General features: G+C 65.5%; 19 protein-coding genes. 12 read left to right on the plus strand and 7 right to left on the minus strand.

Translation table 11 applies throughout. From position 1 onward, the window contains the following. Positions 1-67: 67 nt before the first annotated feature. From AC1G9C_RS06630 to pdxH, 3 genes are all read left to right on the plus strand, one after another. On the plus strand, positions 68-1,213 hold the full coding sequence (locus tag AC1G9C_RS06630) for a serine hydrolase domain-containing protein (RefSeq protein WP_397498268.1): 1,146 nt from the start codon (positions 68-70) through the stop codon (positions 1,211-1,213). Between the two features lie 72 nt (positions 1,214-1,285). Beyond that, positions 1,286-1,939, plus strand: a complete 654-nt coding sequence (locus AC1G9C_RS06635; protein WP_480409753.1) for an OmpA family protein — start codon at positions 1,286-1,288, stop codon at positions 1,937-1,939. Positions 1,940-1,973: 34 nt separating this feature from the next. Beyond that, entirely contained in the window at positions 1,974-2,621 is a 648-nt protein-coding gene (pdxH, locus tag AC1G9C_RS06640; RefSeq protein ID WP_021442376.1) for a pyridoxamine 5'-phosphate oxidase, read from the plus strand. 150 nt (positions 2,622-2,771) lie between these two features. Here the strand turns inward: pdxH and AC1G9C_RS06645 are convergent, their stop codons facing one another. The 3 genes from AC1G9C_RS06645 to AC1G9C_RS06655 form a co-directional block, all read right to left on the minus strand. Beyond that, positions 2,772-3,035, minus strand: a complete 264-nt coding sequence (locus AC1G9C_RS06645) for an Atu4866 domain-containing protein (protein ID WP_480409754.1) — start codon at positions 3,033-3,035, stop codon at positions 2,772-2,774. A gap of 114 nt (positions 3,036-3,149) precedes the next feature. Continuing rightward, on the minus strand, positions 3,150-3,887 hold the full coding sequence (locus tag AC1G9C_RS06650; RefSeq protein ID WP_003239675.1) for an SDR family oxidoreductase: 738 nt from the start codon (positions 3,885-3,887) through the stop codon (positions 3,150-3,152). A gap of 122 nt (positions 3,888-4,009) precedes the next feature. Further along, on the minus strand, positions 4,010-4,546 hold the full coding sequence (locus tag AC1G9C_RS06655) for an NADPH-dependent FMN reductase (protein WP_480409755.1): 537 nt from the start codon (positions 4,544-4,546) through the stop codon (positions 4,010-4,012). 146 nt (positions 4,547-4,692) lie between these two features. Between AC1G9C_RS06655 and AC1G9C_RS06660 the strand changes: the two genes are divergently transcribed. Together AC1G9C_RS06660 and AC1G9C_RS06665 are read left to right on the plus strand one after the other, a co-directional pair. Continuing rightward, positions 4,693-5,601, plus strand: coding sequence for a LysR family transcriptional regulator (locus AC1G9C_RS06660; protein ID WP_480409756.1), 909 nt, complete (start codon positions 4,693-4,695; stop codon positions 5,599-5,601). Between the two features lie 248 nt (positions 5,602-5,849). After that, positions 5,850-6,407: a flavin reductase family protein gene (locus AC1G9C_RS06665; protein WP_031303175.1), complete on the plus strand. Its 558-nt coding sequence runs from the start codon at positions 5,850-5,852 to the stop codon at positions 6,405-6,407. A 13-nt stretch (positions 6,408-6,420) separates the two neighbouring features. Here the strand turns inward: AC1G9C_RS06665 and AC1G9C_RS06670 are convergent, their stop codons facing one another. After that, positions 6,421-7,290, minus strand: coding sequence for a helix-turn-helix domain-containing protein (locus AC1G9C_RS06670; protein ID WP_480410392.1), 870 nt, complete (start codon positions 7,288-7,290; stop codon positions 6,421-6,423). A gap of 604 nt (positions 7,291-7,894) precedes the next feature. On the opposite strand from AC1G9C_RS06670, the gene AC1G9C_RS06675 reads away from it, so the two are divergent. From AC1G9C_RS06675 to AC1G9C_RS06685, 3 genes are all read left to right on the plus strand, one after another. Then, positions 7,895-8,659, plus strand: coding sequence for an SDR family NAD(P)-dependent oxidoreductase (locus tag AC1G9C_RS06675; RefSeq protein ID WP_021444272.1), 765 nt, complete (start codon positions 7,895-7,897; stop codon positions 8,657-8,659). A 407-nt stretch (positions 8,660-9,066) separates the two neighbouring features. Next, entirely contained in the window at positions 9,067-9,492 is a 426-nt protein-coding gene (locus tag AC1G9C_RS06680; protein ID WP_021443521.1) for a YciI family protein, read from the plus strand. A gap of 13 nt (positions 9,493-9,505) precedes the next feature. Continuing rightward, a complete protein-coding gene (locus tag AC1G9C_RS06685) occupies positions 9,506-9,925 on the plus strand; it encodes a VOC family protein (RefSeq protein ID WP_480409757.1) in 420 nt (139 codons plus the stop codon). A gap of 148 nt (positions 9,926-10,073) precedes the next feature. On the opposite strand, the gene ggpS is transcribed toward AC1G9C_RS06685, so the two are convergent. Then, a complete protein-coding gene (gene ggpS / locus AC1G9C_RS06690; RefSeq protein ID WP_480409758.1) occupies positions 10,074-12,332 on the minus strand; it encodes a glucosylglycerol-phosphate synthase in 2,259 nt (752 codons plus the stop codon). Between the two features lie 118 nt (positions 12,333-12,450). Next, complete coding sequence (locus tag AC1G9C_RS06695) at positions 12,451-13,701, minus strand: MFS transporter (RefSeq protein ID WP_480409759.1); 1,251 nt, start codon at positions 13,699-13,701, stop codon at positions 12,451-12,453. A gap of 314 nt (positions 13,702-14,015) precedes the next feature. Here AC1G9C_RS06695 and AC1G9C_RS06700 point away from each other — a divergent pair, with 314 nt between their 5' ends. The 4 genes from AC1G9C_RS06700 to AC1G9C_RS06715 are packed head-to-tail and all read left to right on the plus strand — an operon-like array spanning position 14,016 to position 16,507. After that, positions 14,016-14,309 carry an HvfA family oxazolone/thioamide-modified RiPP metallophore gene (locus tag AC1G9C_RS06700; RefSeq protein WP_021443516.1) on the plus strand — a complete coding sequence of 98 codons (294 nt, stop codon included), beginning with the start codon at positions 14,016-14,018 and terminating at the stop codon, positions 14,307-14,309. A 22-nt stretch (positions 14,310-14,331) separates the two neighbouring features. Beyond that, on the plus strand, positions 14,332-15,174 hold the full coding sequence (locus tag AC1G9C_RS06705; protein WP_480409760.1) for an HvfB family MNIO-type RiPP peptide maturase: 843 nt from the start codon (positions 14,332-14,334) through the stop codon (positions 15,172-15,174). Next, positions 15,171-15,881 (plus strand): HvfC family RiPP maturation protein, encoded by a 711-nt coding sequence (locus AC1G9C_RS06710; RefSeq protein WP_480409761.1) that lies wholly within the window; start codon positions 15,171-15,173, stop codon positions 15,879-15,881. Before AC1G9C_RS06705 ends, AC1G9C_RS06710 begins: the two co-directional genes overlap by 4 nt. A gap of 5 nt (positions 15,882-15,886) precedes the next feature. Beyond that, on the plus strand, positions 15,887-16,507 hold the full coding sequence (locus tag AC1G9C_RS06715; protein WP_480409762.1) for an HvfX family Cu-binding RiPP maturation protein: 621 nt from the start codon (positions 15,887-15,889) through the stop codon (positions 16,505-16,507). A 54-nt stretch (positions 16,508-16,561) separates the two neighbouring features. On the opposite strand, the gene AC1G9C_RS06720 is transcribed toward AC1G9C_RS06715, so the two are convergent. After that, a complete protein-coding gene (locus tag AC1G9C_RS06720) occupies positions 16,562-16,804 on the minus strand; it encodes a YheU family protein (protein ID WP_480409763.1) in 243 nt (80 codons plus the stop codon). Positions 16,805-16,819 lie beyond the last annotated feature (15 nt).

A 16,819-nucleotide genomic window follows, 5' to 3' on the forward strand; every position in this document is an offset into this window, starting at 1 on the left:
CCAGCGGTTCCCAAGGCGCCCGCGGGCTGGAACAATGCGCGGCAATTCAGTGAGCTAGGAGTCAGGCGTGCAGGTTCAGGGTTATTTCGACTTGCGCTTCGAAGCGGTGAAGGAGGCCTTCGCCGCGCTGTTCGACGACCCGCAGGAGCGCGGCGCCGCGCTCTGCGTGCAGATCGGCGGCGAGACCGTGGTGGACCTGTGGGCCGGGGTGATGGACAAGGACGGCCAGCAGGCCTGGCACAGCGACACCATCGCCAACCTGTTCTCCTGCACCAAACCCTTCGCCGCCGTGGTCGCCCTGCAGCTGGTCGGCGAGGGCAAGCTGGAGCTGGACGCGCCAGTGGCGCGTTACTGGCCCGAGTTCGCCGCCGCCGGCAAACAGCGCATCACCCTGCGCCACCTGCTCTGCCATCAGGCCGGCCTGCCGGCGCTGCATCAGATGCTGCCGGCCGAAGCGCTGTACGACTGGCCGACCATGACCGCCGCGCTGGCCGCCGAAGAACCCTGGTGGCCGCTGGGCGAGGGCCATGGCTACGCACCCATTACCTATGGCTGGCTGATCGGCGAGCTGATCCGCCGCGTCGAAGGGCGCGGGCCCGGCGACAGCATCGCCGCGCGCATCGCCCGCCCGCTGGGGCTGGATTTTCATGTCGGCCTGGCTGACAGCGAATTCGATCGCGTCGCCCATATCGCCCGCGGCAAGGGCAACCTCGGCGATGCCGCGGCGCAGCGCCTGCTCAAGGTGATGATGAGCGAGCCGACGGCGCTGAGCACGCGCGCCTTCACCAACCCGCCGTCGATCATGACCAGCACCAACAAGCCCGAGTGGCGGCGCATGCAGCAGCCGGCGGCCAATGGCCACGGCAACGCGCGCAGCCTGGCCGGCTTCTACGCCGGCTTGCTCGACGGCAGCCTGCTCGATGGCGAGCTGCTCGGAGAAATGACCCGTGAGCACTGTGTCGGCGAGGACCGCACGCTGCTCACCAGTACCCGCTTCGGCCTCGGCTGCATGCTCGACCAGGCCCAACTGGCCAACGCCACCTACGGCATGGGGCCCTACGCCTTCGGCCATCCCGGCGCGGGCGGCTCCAGCGGTTTCGCCGACCCGGAGCGCGACGTGGCATTCGGCTTCGTCACCAACAATCTGGGACCGTTCGTCTTGATGGACCCACGTGCGCAGAAACTTGCGCGCGAGTTGGCGCAATGCCTGTAACGGCCGGTCTACACTGCCCGGCAACATAAGTTGTGAATAAATCCGCTTTGACTGTTAGAACCTGGGGGCTTCATGCGCGCCAATAAGATCTTCGCTTTCACCTGCTGCCTGCTGATCGCCGGTTGCGCCGGCTCGGAAAAGAAGGAAGTCGCCAAAGCGGCGGTCATGCCGCCGCCGCAGGTGACCCGCGCCTGGCTCGACGAGTACGAGCCGCGCTTGCGCGAGGCGGTCAAGGGCAGCCACTTCGAGTTCGAACGGCGCGAGAACCTGCTGGTGGTCACCGCTCCGGTGCAGGGCTCGTTCAACCCGGACCGCCCGCACATGCTGCTGCCAGTGAGCCTCGGCCCGATCACCCGCGTGGCCAAGCTGCTGGAAGCCGACGAAGACGTCGCGGTGGTGGTGCTCGGGCATGCCGACAGCAGCGGCGATGCCGGCCGCAACCGCGAGCTGAGCGACCAGCGTGCGCGCGCCGTGACCTCGATCTTCCGCCTGAGCGGCCTCAAGCAGAACCGCCTGCAGGTGCTGGGCCTCGGTTCCGATGCGCCGCGTGCGGCCAACGACAGCGCCGCCGGCCGTGCCCTCAACCGCCGCGTGGAAATCCTCCTGACCTCGCGCGACACCATGCATGGGCTGATCGCCAAGTACAGCCGGCCGGCCAAGGCAGACCCCGCCGCCGGACCCAAGGTGGCTGCCGTAGATCAAGGAAAAAGCAGCAAGTCGGAGTAAGCTTGGCGGCATTTCCCCATCGTGAGGAACTGCCATGACCCAGACGCTGGCCGATATGCGCCGCGACTACACCCGCGACGGCCTGAGCGAAGCCCAGGCCCCGCTGGAACCATTCGCCCTGTTCCACCAATGGTTCGCCGAGGCGGTGAAGACCGAGCAACTGCCGGTCGAACCCAATGCCATGACCCTGGCCACGGTGGACGAGGAGGGCCGCCCGCACTGCCGGGTGCTGCTGCTCAAGGGCCTCGACGAGCGCGGCTTCACCTTCTTCAGCAACTACGACAGCGCCAAGGGGCGCCAGCTGGCGGCGCGTCCGTTCGCCGCGATGACCTTCTTCTGGCCCAGCCTGGAGCGCCAGGTGCGCATTGAAGGGCGGGTGGAACGGGTCACCCCCGGCGAGTCCGACGCCTACTACCAGGTCCGTCCGCTGGGCAGCCGCATTGGCGCCTGGGCCTCGCCGCAGAGCCGGGTGATCGCCGGGCGCGACGAGCTCGAAGGGCTGCTGGCCGAGACCGAGCGGCGCTTTCATGACCAGGCGCCGCACTGCCCGCCGTACTGGGGCGGCTACCGCCTGCTGCCCGAGCGCATCGAATTCTGGCAGGGCCGCCCGAGCCGCTTGCACGACCGCCTCAACTACCGCCTGCAGGGCGAGGGTTGGCTGCGCGAGCGCCTGGCGCCCTGATAGGCGGGCCGGTATGGTGCGCGCGCCGGGCAATGGCTTGCAGGTTTTGAAGCGCCTTCTGAATAGCAACCCGCTCGCCTTGGGGCGGGATGCTTTGAGGTTGTTTTGAGGATGGCTGCTTTCGGCCAATAGCGGACGGTCAGCTCCTAGTTAGGATTCCATCTCTTCGCGATAGAGAACCATCCCGGCGTGGTAGAGCACACCATCACGGAACTCGCCATCTGCGGTGAAGCCGGTATCGTCCACGTATTCGATATGGTCGCCCTCAAGCCAGTAGCGCCCCTGATAGGCACTTTTCTTCTTGCCGCGGGCTTCGTCATAGCGGCCACCGGCAAGCAGCTCGTGACGAATGCGGCCATCCGCGGTCACCCACATGCCAACGTTCTTGTTCTGATCTCCCGACGGTTTCGCCATTTTGCTGATCCTCTGCTTGGGAAAGATGCGACTTGCCTGGTCTTGGCGATGCGGCTGCGCGAGCCTGCGCGCTAGCTGGCCTCACAGAAGGCCAGCCGCGTAGTTGCTCAACGGTCAGAAGGGGCTCGCCGTGGGCCGCACGATCAGCTCGCTGACGTCTACGTCCGCGGGCTGTTCGACGGCATAGGCGATTGCTCGAGCTATGGCCTCGGCAGGGATGGCGATCTTGCGGAATTCCACCATTTCGGCGCGACCGCCCTCATCGGAGATGCTGTCAGCCAGCTCGGATTCGGTTACGCCAGGTGCGATGACGGTCACCCGGATGTCGCCGCCGACCTCCTGCCGGAGGCCCTCGGAAATGGCTCGCACGGCGTACTTGGTCGCACAGTAGACAGCCGCGGTCGGACTGACGGCGTATGCACCAATCGAGGCGATGTTGATGATCTGCCCGGCGCGTTGCTGCTGCATCAGCGGAAGAGTCGCTGCGATGCCGTGCAGCACCCCACGGATGTTGACATCGATCATGCGGTCCCACTCGTCCACCTTGAGTGCTTCGAGTTTGGAAAGCGGCATTACACCCGCGTTGTTGATCAGGACATCGACCCGACCGAAGCGCGTGGCGGTGAAGTCAATGAAGTCCCGGACGTCCTGTCTGCTGGTCACGTCGAGGGCCCGAAACGCGGCAGTCCCACCGGCTCCCTGAATCTCGCCTGCAATCTGCTCGAGACGGTCAGTGCGCCGAGCACCCAGCATCACCTTCGCTCCGCGGCTGGCCAGCAGCCGTGCAGTGGCTTCACCAATACCGCTGCTGGCGCCAGTAATGACGATGACCTTGCCTTCAACATTCTTCATGGTCTTTTCCTCTCCGGTTCACTGTTCACCCGCAAATGGGCCTGGAAAAAGATTAGGGTTAAGGGACTGGTAGTCGTTAATCGATTACTGCGCAGTTATTGCCTAATCCTGCATAAGTGCCGTTACTGGCTCACCAGCTCATAAGGCTTTTGCTCCCGTGCTGACCTCAGGGCTATTGCCCACCAGTTAAGTAGAACCAACATGCGTGCCATGGGAATTCTTGCCTGATCCGACAAGCGACAAGATCCATTCTCATCCAATAGCGCCCACGGATTGGGCAGTGTGACTACGCTGCAGATGGGAACGGCGTGCTGCCCCGCCAGGACCTGGCGAAGCTGAGCTATGGCGTTCATGCCACCCGATTCACCGCCGTAGCCAATGAAGGCCACCGGCCTGGCCTGCCAGCGAATCGTCGCCTGGTCGATGAAGGCCTTCAGTTCGGCGGAGTAACCATGGCTTTGTTCCGACGCGAGGATCAGGAAGGCATCGGCCCTGGCGAGTTGACCAAGCGCTGCTCGCTGCTGAGAGGTATCGAGCAGGCAGCAGTCGAATTCGGCGCGTTGCGCTATAACCACCGAGGCCCATCTCGCCAACGCAGGGCCGATGGCTTCTTCGTCGTTTCCTTCGTAGATCAGGATCAGTTTGACCTTGCTGTTCATCTCATCCTCCCGACACATTTCCGCTTGCGGTGGCACGTCTGTTGCTGAATTTCGAGGTTCAGCTCGGGCTCTGGGAAACAGCGTAAGAGCGATGATCCGGCCGATATAGCCGGCCCTCAGGCATACCACTTGTGACTTGAATTCATATGAGACGGCTAGACATAAACTGCTTCGCCGAAATGAGCGTCTTCGTCAGGGTCGTCGAGGACGGCGGTTATACGGCAGCGGCCAAAAGCTGCGCGATGAGCCCCTCGGCGGTGAGCAAGCTGGTTTCTCGTTTGGAGAGCAGACTCGGCGCCCGCCTGCTCAATCGCTCGACGCGTCGGCAACTGCTGACCCCCGAAGGGGCCGCCTTCTATGAGCGCTGCCTGACCATCCTGGCCGCTCTCGATGAGGCGGAGCAGGAGGCTGCAGCCAGTTCGGCGCCTCAGGGAATCGTGCGGGTCAACTGCAACGTGGACATCGGCCGACTGTATCTGCTGCCGCTGCTGAACGAGTTTCTCGAGCACCACCCAGGGGTCTCGGTAGAGGTGTACCTGAGCGACGAGGTAGTCGACCTGATCAGCTCCCGCGCGGACGTCGCGATCCGCAGTGGCCCGCTCAAGAACTCGAACCTGGTCGCCAGACGTTTGGGGGAGACTCGGACCCTGATCGTGGCATCGCCTGCCTATCTCGAAGCGCACGGCACCCCGCAGGTGCCGTCGGAGCTCGCGGCCCATAACTGCTTGGGGTTCACCTTCAGCCAGCCTTCCATGGAGTGGGGCTTCAGGGAAAAGAATGGCGAGGCGATCTCTGTGCCGGTGGCGGGCAACGCTCGAGTCAGTGATGGCAACGGCGTCCGCGACCTGGCGCTCCTGGGGCTCGGCCTCGCGCGCGTCGGCTTCTGTCAGGTCGAGCAGGATCTGGCCGCAGGCAGGCTTCTGCCGGTGCTGGAGGATTACCTGCCCGCGGTGAAAACCGAGGTCCACGCGGTCTACGTGGGGCAAGGGGGGCGGTTGCCCACCAGGGTCAGAGTGTTCATGGATTTCCTGGCGGCCCACCTCACTATCCGTTGAGCGGATGACTGCTCCGCTTGCTGGCACCAGCCATCCCCGCGTCACGGCGCCTCGCAAGTGATCGACTATAACCAGTCGCCATTCGAGTCCGTGGTCGTCGGACCTCGTGTCCCAGGCGCATCAAAAGCCGCGCAGATGCCCGGCTTCTTCTGGCCGCAATTCCCCGACAGGGTAGGCAGGCTCGCGACAGCAAAGGCGCCGGGACTGCGGGAGCCTGGCGCTCCATTGTTCAAGCAGAGGAGACGGGCATGCGCCGCTATCAGAAAACCGACTTTCCGCTGGTCGAAACCCGACGTCATCTCGAGACGGGCCCGATAGTCCTGGTCACCTCCAGTTGGCGAGGTGAGCGCAACATCATGACCATGGGTTGGCACATGATGATGCAGTTCAGGCCTGCGCTATTCGGTTGCTACATCTGGGAAGGCAACCATAGTCATGAGCTGATCCGCCGAAGCCGGGAATGCGTGATCAACGTACCGACCGCCGACCTGGTCGAGGCCGTCGTCGCCGTGGGCAACAGTTCGGGCGGATCCTCCGACAAATTCGCAACCTGTGGCCTGACGGCGGCGCCTGCAACGCGGGTGAAGGCGCCCCTCATCGACGAATGCTACGCAAGCTTCGAGTGCCGCTTGGCCGATGACAGCCAGATTGACGAGTACGGTCTGTTCATCTGGGAAGTCGTCAAGGGGCATGTGGCATCGACCGTCACCGAGCCGGCCACGTTGCACTACCAGGGGCGAGGACAATTCCGCGTTGCCGGTCGAACCCTGGATCTGAGTGAGCGCTTCTTGCCCCAGAATCTCTGAGATCTTGCGTGGCTCAGGTTTGCCGATAGGCGCTGGGGGTGACGCCCACCTCCCGGCGAAACACTTGCGAGAAGTGACTCGGGCTGGAATACCCGACCTCCAGCCCAATGTCGATGACGCTGCGGTCGGTCTCGAGCAGCAGACTCCGGGCGCGGTTCATGCGCAGACGGATGAAATACTGCGAGGGTGAAAGGCCGGTGGCGCGTTTGAACATCCGGCTGAAGTGGTATTCGCTGAGATCCGCAATCTGAGCCAGGTAGGCCAGGCTGAAATCTTCGGCAAGGCGCTCGTTCATCGCCTCGACCACACGGCGAAGCTTGTACGCCTGCAGCGCATTGGCTCTACGAGTTTGGCTGTGCGGATCCAGGTAATTGCGTACCAGATGCACCGCGAGCGCCTGGGTCAGGCAATTCACCAACAGAGGGCTGGGTTGCTGCTCGTCGACCAGCTCTTTGCGTATCTGCTGCAACATGGCGGTCACCCGCTCATCGCGGGCACCGGAGATATCGCGAAAGGTTACCGACCTTTGCTGATCGCCCAGCACCTCGCGTGCAGCCAGATCGATCAGCGGCAAACCCAGATAGAGGTGCATCACCTCGAAGCAATCGGCGCCGTGGGTTTGCCAGCGCATCTCATAGGGTTCGCTGGTGCTGGTCAGGAAGAAGTCGCCGACCTGCACCTCTGCCGCTTGCCATTGCCCGCCGAGTGAACGCTCCTCGACCCTGGCCGATCCGGCCAGAACCAGCACCAGCAACGGCTCCACAACCGCAGGAACCAGAACCGGGTCGGTAACGGTGTGATGGCTGTACAGCTGCATCACGGTGTCCTGCAGCTGCGGGCGTGCCGGCAATAGGCGAGGCATGCCCGGTAGGTGCTGCGGCATCGATTCGGCGGCGATGCGTTGCTGACCGCTGGCAGCGCGCTCGTCAGATTCGAGAGGGCCCACAGGTTCTCCATCGGCGATGCCCCGCGCAGGGGGCGGCACCGTTAGGGTAACGCAGCGCGCCGTTTTCGAGCAGGTTGCAGCGCTCGGTCCACCAGCCCGACTCTGGTGCGTCCAGGACGATCGCAGCCCTGGCCGGATCGAGGCATGCGCGGCTGGAAGCCGGCTTGCCGTTTTCGACGCGCACGAACAGAACATAAGCCTGTTGATAGATTCGTCCGTCGGCTTGCAGAGCCCTTCAGCCTTGATCTCAGCGCCCGCCAGCGCAGGGGGCCGGCCCTGAATCATTTCTCTTCCCTCGAACGTTGATCCCATCTTATCCCGGGCTCAACGACAGGCCGTGAACACTCGCTTGCCCACAGGGACATACAGGCGTAGCAGCCCTTCTCCGACAGGACCAGTTCAGCGCAAAACTCCGACATCGCCGGCAATTATCCCAAAGCCCGACTCATGGCATTGCGAGACAGTGAGCCCGTCGAAAACGACAGCGCCTCAGGGTGCTGGGCCGCGAATTTCTCGCTGGCTCGTGACGAAGGAGATCACCATGACTGTTATCAACAACACCGTTATCCAAGAGGTCGCCGGCAAAGTTGCACTGGTTACCGGTGCAGCCAGCGGTATCGGCAAGGCCATCGCACTGATGCTGCACGCGAGGGGAGCCAAGGTCATCGCCGAGGACCTTAACCCTGCCGTCGAGGAGCTCGCTCGCCCAGGGCTGGTGCCGCTGGTGGCTGACATCACCGAGGACGGAGCCGCCGAGCGCGCCGTCGGGCTGGCTGTGGAGAAGTTCGGCCGGCTGGACATCCTGGTCAACAACGCCGGCATCATCATCAACAAGCTGGTGATCGATATGACGCGCGAAGATTGGGAGCGTATCCAGGCGGTGAACGCCACCGCGGCCTTCCTGCATTCCCGCGAGGCGGTCAAGGCAATGATGCCGAACAAGTCGGGCGCCATCATCAACATCGCCTCCTACGCCTCCTACTTCGCCTTCCCGACCATTGCTGCTTACACCGCCTCCAAGGGCGCGCTGGCTCAGCTGACCCGCACCCTGGCACTCGAAGCCATCGAGCACGGCATCCGGGTCAATGCCATCGGCGTCGGCGACGTCATCACCAACATCCTCAACGACGTGGTCGAGGATGGCCCGGGGTTCCTGGCGCAGCATGGCGAGGCCGCCCCCATCGGCCGTGCGGCTCAACCGGAGGAGATCGCCGAGGTGGTGGCATTCCTCGCCTCGGATCGGGCCAGCTTCATCGTCGGATCGGTGGTCATGGCAGATGGCGGCATGACCGTTACGGCCGGTTGATCCAGCGAAGATGGCGACCAGTGCCAATCGGCACTGGTCGTACCGTCCAGCCGGAGAGTCCGATAATGGTCGCGCCTGTCGCGGCCAAAGGATATCGGGCGCTTCCGGCCCTTGATGATGGCTCCTTGCGCCCGCCAGATCGGATGGCCAGCGTCCGCATGCCCTGGTTGCCTGCACCGCTACGCACGGCGCTCGTTACGGGATTGTGCTCGGCGCTTCGTTGATGGTTCGGAAAGGATTTCGCCATGCACGCCTCCGTCGTCTTTATCCGCGGCCTGAAATTTTTTTCTGATCGCTGTCGAATCGTCCGTCGCCCGCTCGACTAGTCTTCAGAACCCCAGCCATGGGTTCAGTGTCAGCCGTAGGGAGACCCCTGCGCTACTTCGACTCGAACAAGGAGACAGGCGATGCGTTTCATGGTGATAGTCAAGGCCACCGCGGATTCCGAAGCCGGTGTGATGCCCAGCGAGGAGCTGCTGGCGGCGATGGGGCGCTACAACGAGGAACTGGTGGAGGCCGGCGTGATGCTCGCCGGCGAAGGTCTGCAGCCCAGCAGCAAGGGCGCGCGGGTGCGCTTTGCCGGCAGTCAACGCACGGTGATCGACGGCCCCTTCGCGGAAACCAAGGAGCTGATCGCCGGCTTCTGGATCTTCCGGGTGGCCTCGCTCGCTGAATGCATCGAGTGGGTCAAGCGCTGCCCCAACCCGATGCCCGGCGATTCCGAGATCGAGATCCGCCAGATCTTCGAGGCCGAGGATTTCGGCGAAGAGTTCACCCCCGAATTGCGCGAGCAGGAAGACCGCATTCGCGCGCGCATCGGCATTGAAAACTAAGGAGAGTGCTGTGATGAAGATTCATGCCTATCTGATGTTCGACGGCCAGTGCGAGGCCGCCTTCAACCGCTACGCGGAAGTTTTCGGCGGCCAGCTGGAAATGATGCGCTACGCCGACAGCCCGGAGGAGATGGAGGTCCCGGCCGAGTACCAGCAACGCATCATGCACGTGTGCCTGACGGTCGGCGACCAGCTGCTGATGGCCTCCGACAATCTGCCGCAGTACCCCTATGAGGGCATCAAGGGCTGTTCCGTTTCCCTGCAGGTGGACAACGTGCCCGAGGCCGAGCGCCTGTATGCCGCGCTGTCGGCTGGCGGTTCGGTGCAGATGGAGTTGCAGGCCACCTTCTGGGCCACGCGTTTCGCCATGCTCACCGACCGTTTCGGTGTGTCCTGGATGATCAACTGCGCGGTGGATAGCCAGCAGGGTTGACGGCGAGCTTCTCGGCAAACGTAGCCCGAAATCCGGGGGGAAGTGGATCGTTCCGGGCTACGCCGTCGCGGCTGAAGCCGCTCCTACCGCGGCAATGAGCGGTGTAGGAGCGGCTGGGCAGCATTCCGTTTCAGCCGCGAGGAGCTTTCTAGCTCGCCAGCGTCAACGGCTCTGGCTCTTCCTGCACTTGTACCCCGGCGAGAAACTCCTCGCCCCAGCGGCGGATGTCGTTGTAGCAGACGATATCGAACAGCTCGCGCAGGCGGGCCTGGGCCTCGCTTGCGGGCAGGTTCAGCGCCAGGTAGCAGGTCTGCGCCAGGTCGGCCGGATCGTGCGGGTTGGTCAGCAGCGCGCCCTTGAGTTCGGCCGCGGCGCCGGCGAATTCCGACAGCACCAGCACGCCGCGCCCACCGAGCAGGCCCTGGGCGGCGACGAACTCCTTGGCCACCAGATTGAGGCCGTCGCGCAGCGGGGTGATCCACATCACGTCGGCCATAGCGTACCAGGCGCTGACTTCCTCGAACGGCAGGCTGCGGAAGAAGAACTGCAGCGGTGTCCAGCCGATGCGGGCGAAACGGCCGTTGATCCGGCCCACCGCCTGTTCGATCTGCGTCTGCAGCTCGTCGTAGATGGTCATTTCCTTGGCCGCCGGCACGCACACGCTGACCAGGGTGACCTTGCCCAGCAGCTCCGGGTTGTCGGCCAGCAGGCGCTCGTAGGCGTTGAGCTTTTCCAGGATGCCCTTGGTGTAGTCGAGGCGCTCCACCGAGAGGATCAGCTTCACGCCCTGCATCTCCTCGCGCAGATGCGCCATCAGCTCCTTGATCTTCGGCGCTGCCAGGGCGCTGCGCACGCGGTCGATATCCAGCCCGACCGGGTGGGCGCCGAGCCTGACCTGGCGGGTGCCGGTGTCCAGCGCGGTGGTCATGCGCTCCAGGCCCACGGCGCAGCCGTAGGTGATAAAGCGCGGCGCGCAGCTCTGCCGCTCCAGGGTTTTGAGCGGGAACACGCCGCGGGCGACGTCGACGAAGTTCTCCACCTGGCGCGGGATGTGAAAACCGATGTAGTCGCACTGCAGCAGGCTGCCGACGATCTGCCGGCGCCAGGGCAGCACGTTGAACACGTCCGCCGAGGGGAAGTAGGTGTGGTGGAAGAAGGCGATGCGCAGATCCGGGCGCAGCTCGCGCAGGTAGGCCGGCACCATCCACAGGTTGTAGTCGTGCAGCCAGACGATGGCGCCCTCGGCGGCCTCCAGCGCGGTGCGCGCGGCGAAGGCGCGGTTGACCTTGCAGAACACCTGCCAGTCGTCCTCGTTGAAGGTGGCGCGCTCCCAGAAGGTGTGCAGGGTCGGCCAGAAGGCTTCCTTGGAGAAGCGCTTGTAGAAGATGTCGACTTCTTCCTTGCTCAGTTTGACCCGCGCGGCGGTGAGCTTGGGATAGCGCTCGGCATCCACCGTGGTGTGGCTGTCGAAGGGCTCGGCGTCGTCCTCGTGCACGGCCCAGGCCACCCAGGAGCCGGGGCGGCCGTCGCCGAAGAAGCTCAGCAGGGTGGGGATGATGCCGTTGGGCGAGGTCGGGCGGCGGCGTTGCAGCTTGCCGGCGGCGTTGCGGTATTCCTCGTAGGGCAGGCGGTGGTAGACCATCACCAGCTCGGCCTTGCCCGGTTGCGCGGCCTGGCGGCGTTCGGCGGCGATGCCGTGCTCGCCGAGAAAGCCGAAGTGGGCGAAGGCTTCGAGGATGCCGCCGCAGCCCGGTCGGCTGGCGTGCAGGGTGCGCGAGTGGTTGGCGGTGGCTTCCAGCAGTGCGGTTTCCGACTGGCCGACGCAGACGCCGTGGAAGCTGGCGCTGAGCATGGACAGGTCGTTGAGGGTGTCGCCAGCAGCCAGCACCTGGTCGTGGTCCAGCTCCAGCCAGTCGGCCAGGGCCTTGAGGCTGCTGCCCTTGTTCACGCCCTTGGGCAGGAAGTCCAGGTACAGCTCGGCGGAGTAGAGCAGGTCGCAGCCCAGCGCGTCGGCGATCTCGCGCAGCGCCGGGTTGGCCGCCTGCTCGGGCGTGCAGAAGTAGGAACAGCGGCGCGCCTGCGGCACGTCCTGACGTTCCAGGGCGAACGGCTCGATGGCGCTGGCCACCTGGCTTTCGCCGGGCCAGCGGGCATCGACCAGACTCTGCAGTGGCTGGATAGGTTGCAGGCTGTCGCCGTGCACCAGGGTCGCGCCGACGTCGGCGATGATGTAGTCCGGCTGCGGCAGCGTCGGGTCGGCCAGCAGCGGCAGCACCGCCTCCAGGCTGCGCCCGGTGACGTAGGCGAGCTTGATCTCGGGGTGAGCGGCGATGGTCTGATAAAGGCTCAGGCGATCTTCGGGGTCGCCAGCGAGAAAGGTTCCATCCAGGTCGGTAGCAAGTAGCATCGTGGTTTCTCCAGAAGTGGCCGGTACGGCTCGGCGCGAATGCGCGCGGCCGACGGGCCGGGTTTCTGGCTGCTTGGGATAGGCTCGGGGCCTTGCCGAAACAGCCGGTGGCATGACTTCAGGACGTGGTCGTCTCCTCCGTCGAATCATGGGGCGGCGCATCGGGCATCAGCTCCAGCACCGTGGGGCTGGTGCGCAGCATGGGCACGAAGTGGGCGGCGTCGCCGCTGACCAGGTCGCTGACATGGCGCAGCCGGTAGAAGGCGTAGGCGGCCAGCAGGCCCAGGGTGCAGGCGAAGTACAGCGGCAGCGCACCAGCGCCGAGTTGCTCCATCAGTACTCCGGCCAGCAGCGGCCCGCATACCGAGCCGATGCCGTTGACCATCAGCAGGCTGGCGGAGCCGGAGAGGATTTCGTCGCTGTGCAACTGGTCGATCAGCTGCGCTACGGCGATGGGGTAGATGGCGAAGGCCAGGCCGCCCCAGACGAAGATCGCGCCGAGCAGCAACGGGCCGGCCGGCAGCAGGCTCATGACCAGCGCCAGGGCCACGGCCAGCAGCACAACCCAGAGCAGCACCCGACGGCGGTCGTGGCGATCCGAGTAGAGGCCGATGGGCCATTGCAGCAGGGCGCCGCCGAGGATGGTCGCGGTCATCAGCAGGCCGACGCCGGGCGTATCGAAGCCGGCCAGGCTGGCGTACACCGGCGCCATGCCCCAGAAGGCGCCGAGCGCCAGGCCGGACAGGCCCGCCGCGACTATGGCCAGTGGCGCGATGGCCCACAGCTGGCGCAGGTTGCTCGGCGGCGCTTCCGGCAGGCTCGGCTGGGCCTGGCGGGTCAGGGTGATGGGCATCAGCGCCGCGCTGATCAGGATGGCGGCGAGGGCGAACAGGGTGAACTGCACCGGGTCGGCCAGGTGCAGCAGTTGCTGGGCCAGGGCCAGGGCGCCGAGGTTGACCGCCATGTACACAGCGAACACCTGGCCGCGCTGCTCGCTGGGCGCCTGGGCGTTGAGCCAGCTCTCGATGACCATGTACAGCGTCACCAGGGCCAGGCCGTAGAGCACCCGCAGGCCCAGCCAGACCCAGGGATCGATCAGCAGCAGGTGGAGCAGGGCGGCGATGGCGGCCAGGGCGGCGCAACAGGCGAACGCGCGGATATGCCCGATGCGTCTGACCAGCGGCGTCGCCAGCCAGGTGCCGAGGAGGAACCCGACGAAGTACCCGGACATGATCAGGCCGAGCATCGTGGTGGAGTAGCCTTCGGCGACGCCACGCAGGGTCAGTAGGGTGTTGAGCAGGCCATTGCCGAGCAGGAGTAACGCGACCCCGCTCAGCAACGAGCCGATGGGGGCAATCAGGGACCACATGGCGAACTACCCTAGGGGACTGTGCCGGTGATGGCAAGCAGGAAGTACGCCAATGAATAGCTGGGTAATTAATTAAGTTGTTGAAATATAGGAAGTAAATTTATCGACAAAAGGTCCATGGATTTTTTCTGCACGCGGCGGCGCACCCTGGCGGTGCAGGGCTCGGCCGATAGTCCCGGCGTGCCGCGAGCGGCGTTTCCTGCATGGGCCCGGAAAAAAGAGCCGGCGGCGCTGTAACGCCAGGCAGGCCGCCCCGTCCATTTCAGCGAGGGTGCCAGTCCGGCCCCACGCAGGAAAACTTCCGGAGAATTGCCATGAAACAGCTCAATACCCTGACCGCCACCTTGGGCGCCGCGCTGCTCACGTCCGTCGCCTTCACCGCCCAGGCGGCGGGCAATCCCTTCGCCGCCGAGGAACTCGCCAGCGGCTACAGTCTGGCCGCGCACGAGAAGGGCCATGAGGGCAGCTGCGGCGAAGGCAAGTGCGGCGGCGAGATGAAGGCCGAAGGCGAGGGCAAGTGTGGCGAGGGCAAATGCGGCGGCGAGATGAAGGCCGACGGCGAAGGCAAATGCGGCGAGGGCAAGTGCGGCGCCGAGAAGAGCGAATAAGGCAGGGAACGGGGGACGGATCATGCAGGCTCGTTTCGTCAGCGGCGCCGGCCTCGGCTTGCGTCGCGGCCTGCTCGCCGCCTTGCAGGAGGACGGGGCGAGCGGTGCGGACTTTCTCGAAGTGGCGCCGGAGAACTGGATCGGCGTCGGTGGGCGCCTGGGCAGGCAACTGCGCGCGCTCAGCGAACGCCGGCCACTGCTCTGCCATGGCCTGTCCCTCAATCTCGGCGGCTTCGCGCCGCTGGACCTGGAGCTGTTGCGGGCCATCAAGGCATTTCTCGATGCCCATGGCGTGCTCGGCTACAGCGAGCACCTGTCGGCCTGCGCCGACCACGGCCAGCTCTACGACCTGATGCCGCTGCCGTTCTCCGAGGAGTCGGTGGTGCGCATCGCCGAGCGCGTGCGCATCGTCCAGGACCTGCTGGAGCGGCCGCTGATCATCGAGAACGTCTCGGCTTACGCGCAGCTGCCGGGCGAGCTGGACGAGGCGAGCTTCGTCCGTGCGGTGCTGCAGCGCGCCGATTGCCAGTTGCTGCTGGACGTCAACAACCTCTACGTCAACAGCATCAATTTCAACTTCGATGCCCAGGCTTATATCGCCGCGCTGCCGAGCGAGCGTATCGCCTACCTGCATGTGGCCGGGCATTACGACCAGGCCGCCGATCTCAAGATCGACACCCACGGCGCGCCGGTGATCGACCCGGTGTGGGCCTTGCTGGCACATGCCTACGCGCGTCACGGCGTGCGCCCGACGCTGTTGGAGCGCGACTTCAACTTCCCGCCGCTGGCCGAGCTGTACGCCGAGCTGGCGCAGATCCGCCGCCTGCAGGACGCGGCCGCGGGCGCGCGCAGGTACGGCACATGAACGGCGTCGACCATCAGCGCGCCTTCGCCGCGCGCATCCGTCAGCCCGAGGCCGAGCCCCTGCTGCCCGGCATCGCGGCCGAGCGCATGGCGGTCTATGAAGAGCTGTTCTTCAACAATATCGAGGGTTTCGTCAGCGGCGCCTTCCCTGTGCTGCGTTCGCTGTTTGACGAGGCGCGCTGGCGCTCGCTGCTGCGCGCCTTTATCGCCGCTCATCAGGCGACGACGCCTTACTTTCTTGCGATCAGCCAGGAATTTCTCGCCTGGCTGCAGCAGGGCTACCGGGCGCAGGCGGGCGATCCGCCGTTCATCCTCGAGCTGGCGCACTACGAATGGGTGGAGTTGGCGCTGGACGTCAGCGAGGCCGAGCTGCCGGCCCGCGGCTGGTCGCCCCTGGCCTGGCCGCTGGCCTATGCCTGGCCGGTGCAGCGCATCGGCCGCGACTACCGCCCCGAGACGCTCCCGGCCGAACCCAGCTGCCTGCTGGCCTGGCGCGACGGCCAGGACAGGGTGCGCTTCATGCAGCTGGCGCCGTTCGCCTACCGCCTGGCGCTGCGCCTGCAGGCCGGCGAGGCGCCCGCTGCCGCGCTCGCGGCCTTGGCCGCCGAGCATGGCCTGGTCGCCGACGGCGACTACCTCGATAACGCCCGCGCGCTGCTGGACGACTGGCAGCGGCGCGCCATCTGGTTTCCTTCCACCGAGGACTGACCCTCATGCTCGCCGTGCTCAATCGATGCCAGGATGCCCTGGACGCCACCCGCCGCCTGGATTTTCTCGGCCCGCTGCTGCTGCGCCTGTACCTGGTGCCGGTGTTCTGGATGGCCGGTACGCGGAAGCTCAAGGATATCGACGCCACCGCCGCCTGGTTCGGCAACCCGGACTGGGGCCTGGGCCTGCCGTTTCCCGAGCTGCTGGCCTGGGCCGCGGCGCTGACCGAGGCCGGCGGGGCGATTCTGCTGCTGTTCGGCCTGGCGGTGCGCTGGGTGAGCATTCCGCTGATGGTGACCATGCTGGTGGCAATCTTCGCCGTGCACTGGCCCTATGGCTGGCAGGCCATCGCCGACCCGTCCGCGCCCTTCGCCAACGAGCGGGTGCTGGCGGCGGCGGAGAAACTGCAGCGGGCACGGGCGCTGCTGCGCGAGCACGGCAACTACCAGTGGTTGACCGGCAGCGGCCAGTTCGTGGTGCTGAACAACGGCATCGAGTTCGCCGCCACCTACCTGGCGATGCTGCTGGCGCTGTTCTTCGGCGGGGCGGGGCGCTGGCTGAGCCTGGATTACTGGCTGGCGCGGCGCTGGCGGCAGCAGCGCACGCGGATCGACGGCGGGGCCTAGCCCGGATGCAATCCGGGGCGGCGATGGGTGGGCTTCGCTGCGCTCGGCGCCAACCTACTCCTGGCGTAGTTCGACCAGCCATTCCTTGGGCGCGTCGCGCTTGAGCGCCAGCTGGCACTGCTGGCTGTCGGGGTCGAAGACGATCACCGCCTCGCCCTTGTCGAGGGCGCGGCGCACCCGTTGCACGCGGGTTTCCAGCGGGGTTTCGTCGCCGTTGTCGGTGCCCTCGCGGGTGACGAAGTCCTCGATCAGCGCGGTGAGGGTAGCGGCTTGCAGCAGGTGAGCGGGAATCAGCACGGCAGGAAGGCTCCA

This window comes from Pseudomonas sp. ABa2, from assembly GCF_056676075.1.

Excerpts from the sequence above, each read along its gene's own strand:
- AC1G9C_RS06635 (WP_480409753.1), top strand. The coding sequence starts at position 1,286 with ATGCGCGCCAATAAGATCTTCGCTTTCACCTGCTGCCTGCTGATCGCC.
- pdxH (WP_021442376.1), top strand. The coding sequence starts at position 1,974 with ATGACCCAGACGCTGGCCGATATGCGCCGCGACTACACCCGCGACGGC.
- AC1G9C_RS06645 (WP_480409754.1), bottom strand. The coding sequence starts at position 3,035 with ATGGCGAAACCGTCGGGAGATCAGAACAAGAACGTTGGCATGTGGGTG.
- AC1G9C_RS06650 (WP_003239675.1), bottom strand. The coding sequence starts at position 3,887 with ATGAAGAATGTTGAAGGCAAGGTCATCGTCATTACTGGCGCCAGCAGC.
- AC1G9C_RS06655 (WP_480409755.1), bottom strand. The coding sequence starts at position 4,546 with ATGAACAGCAAGGTCAAACTGATCCTGATCTACGAAGGAAACGACGAA.
- AC1G9C_RS06660 (WP_480409756.1), top strand. The coding sequence starts at position 4,693 with ATGAGACGGCTAGACATAAACTGCTTCGCCGAAATGAGCGTCTTCGTC.
- AC1G9C_RS06665 (WP_031303175.1), top strand. The coding sequence starts at position 5,850 with ATGCGCCGCTATCAGAAAACCGACTTTCCGCTGGTCGAAACCCGACGT.
- AC1G9C_RS06670 (WP_480410392.1), bottom strand. The coding sequence starts at position 7,290 with ATGCCGCAGCACCTACCGGGCATGCCTCGCCTATTGCCGGCACGCCCG.
- AC1G9C_RS06675 (WP_021444272.1), top strand. The coding sequence starts at position 7,895 with ATGACTGTTATCAACAACACCGTTATCCAAGAGGTCGCCGGCAAAGTT.
- AC1G9C_RS06680 (WP_021443521.1), top strand. The coding sequence starts at position 9,067 with ATGCGTTTCATGGTGATAGTCAAGGCCACCGCGGATTCCGAAGCCGGT.
- AC1G9C_RS06685 (WP_480409757.1), top strand. The coding sequence starts at position 9,506 with ATGAAGATTCATGCCTATCTGATGTTCGACGGCCAGTGCGAGGCCGCC.
- ggpS (WP_480409758.1), bottom strand. The coding sequence starts at position 12,332 with ATGCTACTTGCTACCGACCTGGATGGAACCTTTCTCGCTGGCGACCCC.
- AC1G9C_RS06695 (WP_480409759.1), bottom strand. The coding sequence starts at position 13,701 with ATGTGGTCCCTGATTGCCCCCATCGGCTCGTTGCTGAGCGGGGTCGCG.
- AC1G9C_RS06700 (WP_021443516.1), top strand. The coding sequence starts at position 14,016 with ATGAAACAGCTCAATACCCTGACCGCCACCTTGGGCGCCGCGCTGCTC.
- AC1G9C_RS06705 (WP_480409760.1), top strand. The coding sequence starts at position 14,332 with ATGCAGGCTCGTTTCGTCAGCGGCGCCGGCCTCGGCTTGCGTCGCGGC.
- AC1G9C_RS06710 (WP_480409761.1), top strand. The coding sequence starts at position 15,171 with ATGAACGGCGTCGACCATCAGCGCGCCTTCGCCGCGCGCATCCGTCAG.
- AC1G9C_RS06715 (WP_480409762.1), top strand. The coding sequence starts at position 15,887 with ATGCTCGCCGTGCTCAATCGATGCCAGGATGCCCTGGACGCCACCCGC.